9 protein-coding genes are annotated in these 14,493 nt (G+C 63.5%); 7 read left to right on the plus strand and 2 right to left on the minus strand.

The features are described 5' to 3' along the window. Positions 1–39: 39 nt before the first annotated feature. The gene (locus ACSQ8R_RS07860; protein WP_436252833.1) at positions 40–1,227 is read left to right on the plus strand and encodes an MFS transporter; all 1,188 of its coding nucleotides are present in this window, start codon (positions 40–42) and stop codon (positions 1,225–1,227) included. Here the strand turns inward: ACSQ8R_RS07860 and dgcA are convergent. Continuing rightward, positions 1,197–2,180, minus strand: coding sequence for an N-acetyl-D-Glu racemase DgcA (gene dgcA, locus ACSQ8R_RS07865; protein ID WP_436252834.1), 984 nt, complete (start codon positions 2,178–2,180; stop codon positions 1,197–1,199). The genes ACSQ8R_RS07860 and dgcA overlap by 31 nt on opposite strands. Positions 2,181–2,333: 153 nt before the next feature. On the opposite strand from dgcA, the gene ACSQ8R_RS07870 reads away from it, so the two are divergent. From ACSQ8R_RS07870 to ACSQ8R_RS07890, 5 genes are read left to right on the plus strand one after another with little or no spacing between them, the layout of a single operon-like run. Then, complete coding sequence (locus ACSQ8R_RS07870; protein WP_436255409.1) at positions 2,334–3,443, plus strand: ABC transporter permease; 1,110 nt, start codon at positions 2,334–2,336, stop codon at positions 3,441–3,443. After that, entirely contained in the window at positions 3,443–4,288 is an 846-nt protein-coding gene (locus tag ACSQ8R_RS07875) for an ABC transporter ATP-binding protein (RefSeq protein WP_436252835.1), read from the plus strand. Before ACSQ8R_RS07870 ends, ACSQ8R_RS07875 begins: the two co-directional genes overlap by 1 nt. A gap of 8 nt (positions 4,289–4,296) precedes the next feature. Beyond that, a complete protein-coding gene (locus ACSQ8R_RS07880; RefSeq protein WP_436252836.1) occupies positions 4,297–5,667 on the plus strand; it encodes an MlaD family protein in 1,371 nt (456 codons plus the stop codon). Positions 5,668–5,701: 34 nt separating this feature from the next. Next, the gene (locus ACSQ8R_RS07885; protein WP_436252837.1) at positions 5,702–6,319 is read left to right on the plus strand and encodes an ABC-type transport auxiliary lipoprotein family protein; all 618 of its coding nucleotides are present in this window, start codon (positions 5,702–5,704) and stop codon (positions 6,317–6,319) included. Positions 6,320–6,362: 43 nt separating this feature from the next. After that, positions 6,363–7,076, plus strand: coding sequence for an alpha/beta fold hydrolase (locus tag ACSQ8R_RS07890; RefSeq protein ID WP_436252838.1), 714 nt, complete (start codon positions 6,363–6,365; stop codon positions 7,074–7,076). Positions 7,077–7,186: 110 nt separating this feature from the next. Here the strand turns inward: ACSQ8R_RS07890 and ACSQ8R_RS07895 are convergent, their stop codons facing one another. After that, entirely contained in the window at positions 7,187–13,636 is a 6,450-nt protein-coding gene (locus ACSQ8R_RS07895) for a hypothetical protein (protein WP_436252839.1), read from the minus strand. A gap of 479 nt (positions 13,637–14,115) precedes the next feature. Between ACSQ8R_RS07895 and ACSQ8R_RS07900 the strand changes: the two genes are divergently transcribed. Continuing rightward, positions 14,116–14,484, plus strand: a complete 369-nt coding sequence (locus ACSQ8R_RS07900) for an Hpt domain-containing protein (RefSeq protein ID WP_436255410.1) — start codon at positions 14,116–14,118, stop codon at positions 14,482–14,484. Positions 14,485–14,493 lie beyond the last annotated feature (9 nt).

Raw genomic sequence — 14,493 nt, forward strand, 5'->3', positions numbered from 1 at the left:
TTAGGTAAGCTGAAACTTCAGCAACCCATCCGTGAAATCGTGATTCCCTTAAATACGGCGCAGACAGCGCCCCGGTTCTTCCAGTTGCGCTGTGCGATTGCCTATGGGGCGCCGCTCGGGGTGAACGGCGTGATTCTGCCCTATCTGCCCGTCTGGCTCGACGGGCTTGCCTTTACCGAGTTCGAAATCGGCATCGTGCTCGCTTCGCAGCTTCTCCTGCGCGTGGCGGCCGCCCCGGTTGCCGGCCTGCTTGCCGATCGCATGACGGAACGCACCCTGATGCTCGCCTGGTCCGGCGCGCTGTCATTGTTGACGGCATTCGCCATGTTCTTCACCCGCGACTTCTGGCCGGTTCTCATCGTCGTCGCCGTTCAGGCGGCGGTTTTCGCGCCCTATGCGCCGATCGTCGAATCGATCGCCGTGAGCGGGGTCCGGCGCTGGGGTTTCCAATACGGCTCAATGCGCGTCTGGGGCTCGGTCGGCTTCGTGGCCGTGACGCTCTTCGTCGGCGAGCTGCTTGGCTTCTGGGGTTTCCAGGCCGTGCCGTCGGCGATGGCGGTCGGTTTTCTCCTGACCGTCGGTGTTGCCTTCGCGGCTCCCAAGCTCGGCCGGGCGGTCGCAAGGCCGGACCCCGACAGGATGCCTCAGCCGAGTTCGCTGAAAAGGCTCGACCTGCATGTGCTGATGATCGGGGCATCGGTGGCGCAGGCCGGGCACGGCATGTTCTATACGTTCGGCACCATACACTGGCAGCAGGTCGGTTTTTCGAGCGGCTCGATCGGTGTCCTGTGGAGCGCGGCCGTCCTGTCGGAGATCATCGTCTTTTTCGCGGCCGGCTGGATCGCCCGAAGGATCTCGCCCTGGACGCTGATGCGGATAGGTTGTGCGGTGGCGGTGCTGCGCTGGACGCTGTTTCCGATGCCGCTCGATTTCTGGGGATATCTGGCGCTGCAGGCCACCCATGCGTTCACCTTCGCCTTTGTCCATATCGGCATCCAGCACCGGCTGGTCGAGGCGGTGCGCGAGGACCAGGAAGCCTCGATGCAGGGCGCCTATGTCTTCTACAACGGCGTTTTTCTCGCGCTTTCGACGGTGCTCTCCGGCGTCCTTTACCGCCAGTTCGGCCCGACGAGCTATGTGGCGATGTCTGTCCTGGCGCTGCTTGGCCTGTCGATCATCGCGCTTGCGGCAAGACTTCAGCCCCAGAGGGTCGCTTCCGGCGGGTAGACGAGGGAACCCTCGTAGCGCAGCCCGTCGGGCCGGTCGCGGGCCAGTAGCAGCGGCCCGTCGAGATCCGCATAGTCCGCATCCTGAGCAAGCAGTACGGCCGGCGCCATGGCGAGCGAAGAGCCGACCATGCAACCGATCATCACGGCAAATCCAAGCCGCTGTGCTTCCGCCTTCATCGCCAGCGCCTCGGTGAGTCCGCCGGTCTTGTCGAGCTTGATGTTGACCGCGTCGTAGCGGTCGCGAAGGCTTGCCAAGTCCTCCGTGGCATGCACGCTTTCATCGGCGCAGACGGAAACGAGGCGCCGGATCCGGGCAAGCGCCGCATCCTGGCCGGCCGGTAATGGCTGCTCGATCAACGACACATTGGTTTCCGCGGCAATCGCCATGTGGTGGGCGAGGTTTTCCTCGCTCCAACCTTCGTTTGCATCGACGATGATCCGCGCGGTCGGCGCGGCGTCACGAACAGCCCTCAGCCGCGCCTCGTCATCGTCCGTTCCGAGCTTGACCTTGAGAAGCGGTCGGTACGCATTCCGGGCCGCCTCCGCCGCCATGACCTCCGGTTCCCCGAGCGACAGCGTGAAGGCGGTGACGAAGGGTTTGCGGCTGGTGGCGCCGATCACGTCGGCAACGGGCCGCCCGCTCAGCTTCGCCTCGAGGTCCCAGAGTGCGCAATCCACGGCGTTTCGGGCAGCACCCGGCGTCATCCGTCTCTGCAGCTCTGCGCGTGTCAAACCGGCGCGGATTGCGTCGGCTATGTCCGCGATATCCTCCATGACACCATCCAGGCTTTCGCCATAGCGCTTGTAAGGCACGCATTCGCCGCGGCCGCAAAAGCCGTTCTCGCTGACGATGCAGGTGATGACCTCGGCTTCGGTCTTGGAGCCGCGGGAAATCGTGAAGGAACCGGAGATCGGAAACGTATCTATTGTGGCTTCGAGGTGACGGCTCATGGTTTTACGCGTCCCGTTGTGGCAAATCCCTATGACGCAGCTATATTGCCGGTCTGGAAAGTGCGATCAACCGCATCGTATTGAAACGCCTGACAAGCTTAAGCGCGAAAGAAACACGTGACGTTCCAGCCAGCCGAAATCAAGGCCGAAAATATGCCCGGCGACGGCGGTGAACGGTACGTGCTGGCCGGCGAATGGCGCGGCCCGACGATTGCGCCGGTGCTCAAGGAGCTCGAGCGGTTCGAAAGTGCCGCAAACCGCGGAAAGGTCGAGGTCGATCTTTCCGGTATCACCGGCATCGACACGGCCGGCGCCTGGCTCATCCGCCGGCTGATGACCGCCAAGGGCGGGCAGGGCGCAGACGCGGCCCTGGTGGGCGGCGAAGGCCCGATCCGGGAACTGATCGGCGTCTTGCCGGAGCACGCTCCTGCGCCGCCAGCGGACGGCGGAAACAGGAGAGGCCTGTTCGAACGCCTGTTTGCGCCGGTCGGCGAAGTGATGGTCTCGCTCGGCGGCGATTTCTACGCAGCCATGCATATTCTCGGCTCGGCGGTCCGCGGCGCGCAGATGAAGCTCGGCCGCGGCGCCGGCGTTTCGCCGGCGTCCGTCGTCACCCATATCGACCGCATGGGCGTGCGGGCGGTGCCGATCATCGTGCTGATGTCCTTCCTGATCGGCGCTATCATCGCCCAGCAGGGCGCCTTCCAGCTGCGGTATTTCGGCGCCGAAATCTTTGTCGTCGATCTGGTCGGCATCCTGCAGCTTCGCGAGATCGGCGTGCTGCTGACGGCGATCATGATCGCCGGCCGTTCGGGCAGCGCCATCACCGCCGAGATCGGTTCGATGAAGATGCGCGAAGAGATCGACGCGTTGACGGTGATCGGCCTCAATCCGGTCGGCGTGCTGATCTTTCCGCGGCTCGTGGCGCTGACCGTGGCGCTGCCGCTCTTGACGATCATCGCCAACTTTTCGGCCCTGTTCGGGGCGGCCGTCGTCGCTCTTGCCTATTCCGGCATTACCTTCGATACCTATCTGTCGCGCCTTCATGAGGCGATCGACCATACATCCGTCGCCTCGGGCATGATCAAGGCGCCGTTCATGGCGCTGGCGATCGGCATCGTTGCCGCCGTCGAGGGCATGAAGGTCGGCGGCAGCGCCGAATCGCTTGGCCAGCACGTCACCACCTCGGTGGTGAAATCGATCTTCGCCGTCATCTTCATGGATGCGATGTTCGCCCTCTTCTATTCCGCGATCGATTTCTGATGGAGAACGATGTGGAAGAGGCACCCCGGACCGGGATCACGGACAAGGCGAACGGCCGGCAGGTGGTGCTGTCGGTCCGCGACCTGACGGTCGGCTTCGGAGAGAAGCTGGTGCTCGACCACCTGAACCTGGACATCTATCGCGGCGAGATCCTGGGATTCGTGGGCGCGTCCGGTACCGGCAAATCGGTGCTGATGCGCACCGTGCTCGGCTTGCTGCCGCATCGTTCCGGCACGATCCACATTCTCGGCGCCGACTACGACACGGTCACGGAAGACGAACGCATGGCGCTCGACACGCGGCTCGGCGTTCTCTTCCAGCACGGAGCGCTGTTTTCGGCCCTGACGGTGAAGGAAAACATCCAGCTGCCGATGCGCGAGTATCTCGACCTGCCGCAGTCGCTGATGGACGAGCTCGCCTACCTGAAGATCGAGATGGTCGGCCTGCCGCCCGATGCGGCCGACAAATATCCGTCCGAACTGTCCGGCGGCATGATCAAGCGCGCCGCACTTGCACGTGCCTTGGCGCTCGATCCGGACCTCGTTTTCCTCGATGAGCCGACCTCCGGCCTCGACCCGATCGGCGCTGCCGATTTCGACGCGCTGATCGCCAGGCTGCGCGATACGTTGGGCTTGACCGTCTACATGGTGACACACGACCTCGACAGTCTTTTCTCGGTCTGCGACAGAATTGCTGTGCTTGGAGAGAAACGGGTCTTGGTCGAGGGTACGCTTGAGGATATGTTTGCCTGTGACGATCCATGGGTACAGTCCTATTTCCGCGGCAAGCGGGCGCGGTCAGTCGTGATCCAAGAAAAGCAGCCCGCGGCAGAAGTAGAAGAGTGACGTAATCTATGGAAACCAGAGCCAACTACGCCCTTGTCGGTTTCTTCACCTTGCTGGTGATCGCCGCCGCTTTCGGCTTCGTCTATTGGATGGCGCAATCCGGCCGCGGCGGACCGACGGCCGAACTGGCGATTCGCATCCCGGGCTCGGCGAACGGATTGTCGGTCGGCTCTCCGGTTCGGTTCAACGGCATTCCGGTCGGTTCGGTGCGCAGCCTCACGATCGATCCGGACGATCCGCGCTATTCGATCGCCTTTACCGAAGTGCGGGCCGATGCGCCGGTCTATCAGTCCACCCAGGCGGCACTCGAAGTTCAGGGCCTGACGGGGGCGGCCTATATCGAGCTTTCCGGCGGCGCCAAGGGCGAAGAGAACATCCTGCAGAAATCGATCGAGAACGGCCGGCCGGCCGTGCTGATTGCCGAGCAGTCCAGCGTCACCAACCTGCTCGCCACCGCCGACAAGATCCTCGACCGTGCAGATGCGGCGATTGGTGATATACAGGGCTTTGTCGCCGATGCGCGAGGCCCGCTGACCCAGACCATCCGCAATGTGGAAACCTTCACCTCGGCGCTCGCCCAGAATTCCGACAGCATCGACAGGTTCCTGAACAGCCTTTCGACGCTCTCCACCACGATCGACCGCGTTTCCGGAACGCTGAACTCGACGCTTGCAGCCGCCGAGCGGCTGGTGAGCGCGATCGACGCGGAAAAGATCAACGCCGTGGTCTCCAATACCGAGCGCGCCACCCGCAATGTCGCCATGGCCTCGGATAAATTCGACGACGTGGTGATCAATGTCCGTAATGCTGCCGCCAACCTCGAAAAGGTGGGTTCGGACGCCCAGACCCTTATAAGGCGCGCCGACAGCGTGCTGGGCGCCGTCAATACCGACCAGGTCGCGACGACGATCCGCAACATCACTGCCGCCTCCGAGGACGCCCGCCAAACGATCGGTTCGGCCCGCAGCGTGGTCGACAATTTCGCGCACCGCAAGGACGATATCGACCGCGCGATCGGCGATTTCACCGATCTGGCGAAGAAGCTCAACGACGCGTCGAGCCGTGTCGACGGCATTCTCGCCAAGGTGGACGGACTTGTTTCGAGCGACGATTCGCAAGGGCTGTTCGCCGAGGCGCGTAAGACGCTGGAATCCTTCCGCACCGTCGCCGACAACATCAATGCGCGGGTCGGGCCGATCGCCGACAACCTGTCGCGTTTCTCGGCAAGCGGCCTGAGGGATATCCAGACGCTGGTCAACGACGCGCGCCGCACGGTGCAGTCGCTCGACCAGACGATCACCAATTTCGACCAGAATCCGCAGCGGCTGATCTTCGGCGGCGAGACGGTGAAGGAATATGACGGCAGGACGCGGCGGTAAGCTGGGCGTCTCCAGTGTTGGAGAGTGGGGTTTGATGACCGGTTCGGAGTTCCTGATGCGACGCGCGGCGGCCCGCGGCTCGGTTCTGCTTGCGCTGCCGCTCGTGGCGGCGCTGCTGAGCGGTTGCGGCAGCAAGGCGAACAACGACACGTTCGACCTGTCGATCACGCCGTCCGGCCAGGGCGTCTCCGCCCGCAACCGGCAGATCCTCGTGCCCGAACCGACGGCGCTGAAATTGCTGAACAGCGAACAGGTCGTGGTGCGCGTCTCGCCTTCCGAAATCCAGTATCTCGCCGATTCCCGCTGGGGCGACCGGCTTCCGGCCCTCGTCCAGTCGAAGCTGGTCGAAGCCTTCGAAAACTCCGGCCGCCTCGGCGGCGTCGGCAAGCCGGGGCAGGGCCTGGCGATCGACTACCAGGTCGTGACCGATATCCGCGCCTTCGAGGTGACCGCCGGCAGCCCGCGGCTCGCCAATGTCGAGATCTCGGCAAAGATCCTCAACGACCGCAACGGCACGGTGCGCGCCCAGAGCGTGTTCAAGGCGACGGCTGCGGTGTCCGGCGCCGAGAACCGCGATTTCATCGAGGCGCTGGACCGCGCTTTCGCCAAGGTCGGCGCCCAGATCGTCGACTGGTCGCTGAAGTCGATGTGATCTCAGCCGTCACGAAGATCCAGCCCGGTTGATATGAGGTTTCATGGCGACTGGCCGGGAAAGGTTGGGATTGCTTCTGCTGCACGCGTTGCCGCTGGACGGCTCGATGTGGACCGGCCAGATGGATATCCTTCCCCGCTCGACTTGCGCACCGACCCTGTACGGTCTGGGTGATACCATTGAAGAATGGGCCGCCGCCGCTTTGAAACTGGTCAGCAATGATCGCCTGATCGTGGTGGGCTGCTCGGTTGGAGGGTCCTGCGCGCTCGAAGTGGCGGCCATTGCCCCCGACCGCGTCGCTGCCCTGGTCCTGATCGGGACGAAGGCCAGGCATCGACCGGACCCGGAACTTCACGCCGCCGCTCTCGAAACCATTCGAAACGGCGGGCTTGAGAAGGCATGGGAAACCTACTGGGGCCTGCTGCTTTCAGGCAGTGCTTCGAATCAGGTGAAAAGCCATGCAAAAGGCATTGCGCTTCGTCAGTCCCCGCAGGATATCGCAAAGGGTGTGACCGTCTTTCACACGCGGCCGAGCCACGATGAGGTGCTTTCAGGATTTTCCGATCCGATGGTTCTCATCACGGGAGCGGATGATAGCGCTCCGGGACCAAAAACGACCGCAGCGCAGGCTGCGTCAACTCCACACGGACAACTCCACGTCATCCCGGAATGTGATCACTACGTCCCCCTCGAACGGCCGGAGTACCTGAACGCGATCCTGCAGGACTTGGTTTTGCGCCTGGGCGGCGCCTTTTAGATTTTGCGGTTTATCAGCGGATGGATCGAGGGCCTCGGGCCCCAGCCGTCAAAAGGCTGGCAGGTGAACAATCGCCCCGAAACCGGTTCTGGGTTCGGGGCGAGTACTGGTCAGTTGAACCGCCCGGCGGCGTGGGCCAGCATCGTGTAGACCTTGCCCGTATCCGAGGTAAGGTAACTCTGGGTGACCGTCTTGTCGCGGTCGGTGCGAGCGACGTCGGCAAGCAGCTTTTCGAAATCGGCGATATAGCGATCGACGGCGGTGCGGAATTCCGGTTCGCGGTCGTACTTGCGCTTGATCTCGTCGAAGGTCTGCTGGCCCTTCAGCGTGTAGAGACGACGGGTGAAGACGTCGCGCTCACCGCGCTGGTAACGCCGCCACAGGTCCACCGAGGCGTCATGATCGATGGCGCGGGCGATATCGACCGACAGCGAGTTCAGCGATTCCACCATGTGGCGCGGGTTGCGGTTGTCGCCGTTGCCGCGCGGAGCGGGGGCCGGTTCGGCCGCACGTGGTGCCGGCTGCGGCTGCTGACGGGGTGCAGCCGGGGTATCCGTCATCTCGTCGCGCGATGCGCCGCGCAACAGGTCGCTGATCCAGCCGCCGTCGGTGCCGCGCGGCTCCGGTTGGCGGGCGACGGGCGCCTGCCGATCGAGCGGCAGCGTTCCGCGTAGCGCGTTTCCGCTATACGGATCGTTGCGGGGTGCGGGCGGAGCCGGCTGCGGGATGGCTGCGGCAGCGGGCTGCGGCTGCGGACGCGCAGGAGCCGGCTGCGGAGCGGGAGTTGGCGTCTGGCGCGGTGCCGAGGCCTCGGAGATCTCGAAATTCTGGGTCGAGCGTCCGACCAGCGCCGAGATGTCCTGCAGCGCCTTGATCTGCTCGGCGACGGCACGCCGCATCGCGGCGGCACTTTCCTTGGCTTCTTCCGGCAGGTCGAACGCACCGCGCTTGAGTTCGGTGCGGGTCGTATCCAGTTCGCGGCGGATATCCTGCGCCGACCGGCGGATTTCGTCGGTTGCGCCGGCGAAGCGGTTGATGGCTTCCTCGACCGATTCCCTGAGCGTATCGCGCAGCTGTTCGGCGGCACTGCCGGAGCGGCTGGTGGCATCCGACAGAAGCTGCTCGACGTCGCTCAGCGACTGCGAGATGCTGCCGCGCATCCGCTCGGAAAGATCGCGGGTGCGCTTCTCGGCGTCCGACAGTGTGGTCTCGATGGCGTGGTTGGCATCGCTGCCGGCGCTGATCAGCGCTTCGCGCATCGCATCGGCCGTCACTTCGGCGCGGTGCTGGGTTTCCCCGAGCGTCCGGCCGATATCGGCGAACGAGGCATGCAGGCTCTCGCGAAGCCGCGAGCCGACCTGCAACGAACGTTCTTCCGCCCGTTCGAAAGCGCCATCGACCAGGGTCGTCAGGCTGCGCATCGTCGTCTCGATTTCCTCGGAACGCTTGACCAGGCCGGTCGACAGGTTGCGGAGCGCGTTCTGACGTTCGTCCAGCGTGCTGACGAGGTTGGATTGTGCTGCACCGAGGAGCTCGGATGCTTCGACAAGCACCCTTGAGTGGTCGTCGAAACGGCCGACGAGGCTGCTGACCTGTTCGAGCGTATTGCCGAAGACGTCCGACATGCGCCCGATATTGTCTTCGAGCATGCGGGTCGAGCCGGAAACGATATCGGCGGAGTTGGTTGCCGACTGAACGAACCGGTTGGCTGTGACGCTGAGCTTGCGGTCGGCTTCCGAAAGGTGATGGGCGACGGCATCGGCGGTGCTTCCGAGTTCCTTCGCTGTCTCCTGGACCATGGCGGAAATGTTCGAATTGCTTTCCGCCAGCTTGTCGATGAGGCTGTTGACGCTGGCTGACAGGCCCTGTTCGACGTGGCGCATGGTGCCGGCGGCACTTTCGGTCCGCTGGGTGATGGCGGCGAGCGTCTCGTTGGTCCGCGCGGCGATCGCATCGACAAGCGCCGAGTTCTCGTTGCGGATGCGCGCCGTCGATTCTTCCGTAGCGGAGGAAAGCCGCGCGGTCGTCTCTTCCGCGGCGGAGGAAAGCCTCGCCGATGTTTCTTGCGCTGTGGCCGAGAGGCGCTCCGCACCCTGCTGGGCGGCGGTCGTCATCTGTTCGATGGCGGTGCGGCCGGTGGCGGCATATTCCTCGACCATGGGCTTTGCCTTTTCATCGAGAAGGCGTGCCAGTTCAGCCGAGCGGCCGGCGAGCATGGAGTTCAGATCGCGGGCGCGGGCGTCGAGCGCCGAGTGGATGGCGTCGCCGCGGGCCGCGAGTGCCCGGTCGACTGCGTCCATGGCGGTGTCGAGCTGGCTTGCGGTATCGGCAAGCGTGGTGCGGATACCGTCACCGCGGGAGTCGAGCGCCTTCTGCGCTTCGTCCAGCGCCTCGGAGATTGCCGTGACCTGGCGCTTCACCAGGCTGTCGGCCTCCGCGACCTTGTGGACAATCGCATTGCCCGCTTCCGAGAAGGCGAGCGCCACGGTTGCCGCCTGGCCGGCAAGCCGGTTCTGGGTTTCCGAAATCCGGCCGACGATCTGGGTCGAACGTTCCTCGATCGCCTTGGTGAATTCGGCGTTGCGGTTGGTGAGTTCCTCGGTGAATTCTGCACCGGCACGCGCCAGCACCTCGGCGGAGCGGGTGGCTTCGCTGTCCATGCTCTGGGCCGCGGCGCCGACGGCTTCGCGCAGTGTCGAGGCGAGGCCGACGGCCTTGCTTTCGATGGTCTTGGTGACATTGTCGAGACCGATGGTCAGCGCCCGATCGATGGTGCCGAGGCGTTCCTCGATACGGGCGGTGCGGCCGTCCATCGTTTCGGTGATGCGGTCCGAAGCCTCGACGGCGACACGTTCCAGGTCGGCCGTGCGGCTGGTGAGCGTGGCGGAAAGATTGGTGCCGGCCTCATCGACCAGCTGTGCGGCTTCGAGGATCTCTCCCCGGATCCGGCCTTCGAGCCCGCCGAATGTCGATTCGATGCGGCTGCCGGTTTCTTCGAGCGCGCCCTGAACCCCGCCGACCGTCTGGCGGATGCGGTTGGAGAAGGCGTCGGCCGAGCGTCCGATTTCGCTTGCGGCATCGGAAAGCCGAACGGCGAGCGTACCGACATTGTCGCGCAGACGCTCTTCGAGAGACTGGCCCGCGGTGTCGATAGCGCCGCGCAGGGCGTTCTGCTGCGTTTCGAGCGACATTTCGAGCATTCCGGCGCTGGCCGCGATCGAGGTGCCGAAGGATGTGACCTGATCCTGCATCAGCTCGCCGATCTGGCTCTGTGCATCGGTGAGTGTTGTCGCGATCGATTTGGTGCGTTCATCCAGGGTGTCGCGGATCTGCTCGTAACCGGAGCCGAGCGTCGTCTCCAGCTGCTGGTGACCAAGGCCGATGGTTGCGGCGATACGCTCCTGCGTCGAGCCGAGAACGGCTTCGACGCGCTCCAGCCCGTCCGCCATGCCCGTTTCGAAACGCTGTGCGCCGGTTGTCAGCGCGGTCTCGATGCGGCCGCTTGCACTGCCGACGGTCTGTTCGAGGCGATCGCCGCCGCTTTCGAGAACGCGGGCGATCTCGGCTGTCCGGTTTTCGAGCGACTGGTCGAGATTGAGCTGGTTGTCGGCATAGGCGTTGCGGATCGCTTCCGCGCGGGCCGCGAAGGATTGCTCGATGCGGACGTCGGCATCGATGAAGGTGTTGGCGATTGCCGTCGACTTTTCGTCGAGCATGCCGGCGAGACGATCTTCGCCGAGCGCGAAGGAGGTGGCGATTTCCATCGACTTGTCGTCGAGAATTTCCGCGAGCCTGTCCCGGTTGACGCCCAGCGCCTCGTTGATTTCCGACGTACGGCGGGCCAGGTCTCCGCTCATGCGCTGTTCGGTTTCCGAAAGTGCGCGAGTGATGGAATCCGACTTCTCGTCGAGCATGCCGGCAAGACGGTCTTCGCCGAGCGCGAAGGAAGTGGCGATCTCCATCGACTTGTCTTCGAGGATCTCGGAAATCCGCTCGCGATTGGCATCGAGCGACGTCTGCATTTCGGAAGCGCGCCGACCCAGCTCGTCACCGAGCCGCTGTTCGCTGGCAATGAGCGTGCGGGCGATGTGCTCCGATTTTTCGTCGAACATGCCGGCAAGGCGTTCCGGCGCTCCGGACATCAGCGTTTCGATCGCGCTGGACTTTTGGCTCAACACCTCGGTCAGATGATCGTGACTGCCGGAAAGGGCAGCGACGATGGCGCCGGAGCGAATTGCCAGGCTCTGTTCGAACCTGGCCTGGTTTTCCGAAAGCGTGCCGAGCAGGCTGCTGCTGCGCTCGGCGAGCGTTGCTTCGATGTTCTGATGTGCGCTCGCAAAACCGGCGTGAAGTTCGCCGGTGCCGGATGCAAAGACGTCCTTGAGTTCACCGGTGCGCAGTGCAAGCGCGTCCTGAAGCTCAGTCGTGCGAGCGCCGATGACATCCTGAAGTTCGCCGCTGCCCGAAGCCAGTACGTTCTGAAGCTCACCGGTGCGGGTGGTGAGAACGTCCTGGAGTTCGGTGGTCCGCGCTCCGAGCGTTTCGTGAAGCGAGTCGGTGCCCGAGGCAAGTACGGACTGGAGTTCGCCGGTACGTGTTCCGAGCGCTTCGTGAAGTTCGCCGGTGCGCGTGGCGATCACGTCCTGGAACTCGCTGGTGCGTGCTCCAAGGGCTTCCTGAAGTTCCTCGGTCCGCGACACGAGCACGGACTGGAGTTCGCTGGTGCGTGTTCCGAGTACATCCCGAAGCTGGCTGGTCGTTGATCCGAGGACGTCCTGGAGTTCGCCCGTGTGTGTCACGAGCGCATCCTGGATTTCGGTGGCGCGGGAGGCCAGCGTATCCTGAATTTCAGTGCTGCGGGCCGACAACGCATCGGACAGTTCGCGCGAGCGGCTTCCGAGCATGGCATCCAGCATTTCCTGACCGGTGCCGAGCGTCGTCTCCAGCGCGAGCGACTGGTCGGTCAGCGAGGAACTGATGCGCTCGACGCTGGACGAGAGGATGTTTTCGATCGCATCCGAACCGCTTGCGACCGTCTCGTTGATGCGGGCGAGGCTGTCCATCAGCTTGCTGTCGAGCGTGCCGGCGCGCTGGTCGAAGGCGGAGGTGAACTGCGAGATGCTGTCGTCGAACGTCGTGCTGAGCAGGCCGACGGTCGTCTGCAGCCGCTCCTCGAAGAAGCCGGAACGCATGTCGAGGTCGAGGACTACGTCTTCGACCGTGTTTTGCAGGCTCTGGCGGAAGGTCGAGGTCTTTTCTTCGAGCGAGCTGTTGAGAGCCGCAAGGATGCCGCCGAGCGAACCGGTGAGCGTCTGTTCGCTTTCGGCAAGTCCGTCGGTGATTTCCCGGGTCCGGGCAAGCAGCGTCTCGTTCAGCTGACGGGTGCGGTCCGCAAGTGCCGCGTTGAGCTTTTCGGTATTGGCGTCGAGCGAGGAGGCGCGCGTCTGGAATTCGTTGAGAAGCTCCTGGCCGCGCTGCGAGAGCACGGTGTTGATCGCATCCATCCGCTCGTCGAACTCGTGGGCGAGCGCGAAGCCGGAGGAGTTGAGCGTCTGCAGCAGGTTTTCGGTCTTTGTCGTCAGCAGGCTGCCGAGCGCTTCGCCGGCGGCGTTGGATTTTTCCATCAGCGCCGCGCCGCGCGTCTCGATCATCGAGGCAAAGGCTTCGCCTGAAGTCGCCAGGCGAATGGAGATTTCTTCGGTGGCGAGCGACAGCTCTTCCTTGAGCTGATCATGGGCTCCGACGATCGACGAACGAATGCGCTCGGCGTGGTTGACGATCGCGTCGCGTTCGGCGCCGAGTTCGTGGACGAGGCCGCGAACGCGCAATTCGTTGTCGGTGAAGCTCCGCTCCAGCGCATTCACTTCCGAATGGACAAGCGTTTCCAGCTCGGCAGCGCGGGCGATGGTGCGCTCGATGCCTTCGTTCATCGCCGAGACTTCGCGGCGCACGGCCTGGCCGACGCTCATGATTCGCTCGGAGGCGACGGTTTCCGGATCGGACAGGCGAAGCGCCACCTCGGCCATCGAACGGGCGGCGGTTCTAAGATCCTGAGCGCGGGCCATCATGATCGCAAAGGCGAAGAACAGCATGATGGGAACGAGGATGCAGACCGCGAGCGCGACGATGCCGGGAGCGGCGAGAACGCCTTCGACCGAGGTGATCTGCCAGAGCTGGTTGCCGTAGATCATCTGCCCGAGCGCGATGCCGCCGATTGCCCAGAGGATCGAGACGATCACCGCATTGCGGATGGACGAGCGCATCGCGCCGCCTTCCAGCGTCCGCAGGATCGCCGTCGAACTGCGCTTGCCCGCGTCGTTGGCGGGCTGGAATATGGGAGACTTGGCAGCGGTCTCGGCGGCGGCCGATCGGTATGATTCGGCAGCATCGTCCGGGTATTGGGTCTGACGCGATTTGGTAGTGTCTGACACTCTGGCCTCCGAGGCATGGGGCACTGATCTGGGGCGCGACTGATCATCGTTGAAATTGATTTTTAGGGCATCTTCCAACGCCTGGAACGCCGTCTCATCGATCGACTCGCTGCTAGGGTTCTTTGCCATGCGGTTACGCCTCGTTACATACTCGCCCGGCAAATCCCATCTGACGCGCTGCCGCCCGCAGACCGACAGATGGAACGCTGCCTGCCGGAAACCCTCGATCCACAAAGTGGACTTGAGGTTTCCTATTCATTTTCAAGTCGGATGGCCGTTCTTTCAAACGGATGATAATGAAAGCTTACCAACCTACCATCCGGGGCAAAAGGACGATATTCCTCGCCACCTTAGGCGTATTGTAGTGGCACATTCGGCCACCCTGTACAATTATGACGCCTGCCTTCGAACGATGCCGTGGAATGTTGTTAACAGAATTTAAACCATGCGAAGATGCAAAACTCCTAAAATCCCGGGAGCTTAGCGGAAATTAACCATACGCAAAGAAACCGGCCCAGATTGTGCCGGAATTTAACGGGATAGCTGCGATTGCCCCGCACAATTCGGGACATTATCAGAAGAGCAACAGGGAAAACAGGTTCATGGCAATGGCAGCGGTCAGTATCGCGTTCGAAGCTCCAGAAACGTTGAGGGGCGGGTGCCCTTCTCAGTCCCGTCCGATCGATCTCGTCCATCTGGCAACACAGACCATGGGCGACAAGAACCTGGAAGTCGAAGTGCTTCAGATGTTCGCACGCCAGGCGCGCCGCGCGCTCCATGACATGGCGAACGCCGATATCGCCCAGGTCATGGCGGCCGCGCATCGCCTGAAGGGTGCCGCCGGTGCCGTCGGCGCTTTCAAGGTTTCGGCCGCTGCCGAGCGCGTCGAGGACAATGGCTCCGACGCCTCGTTGCGGGCAGCGGTCGCTGCCGCCGTCGTCGAGGCCGAAAACTTCATCAACAAGCTCTGCCGCTGAAGCGATTCG

Origin of the sequence: Neorhizobium sp. LjRoot104 (assembly GCF_964253725.1) — a bacterium.
Taxonomy (GTDB): Bacteria; Pseudomonadota; Alphaproteobacteria; order Rhizobiales; family Rhizobiaceae; genus Neorhizobium.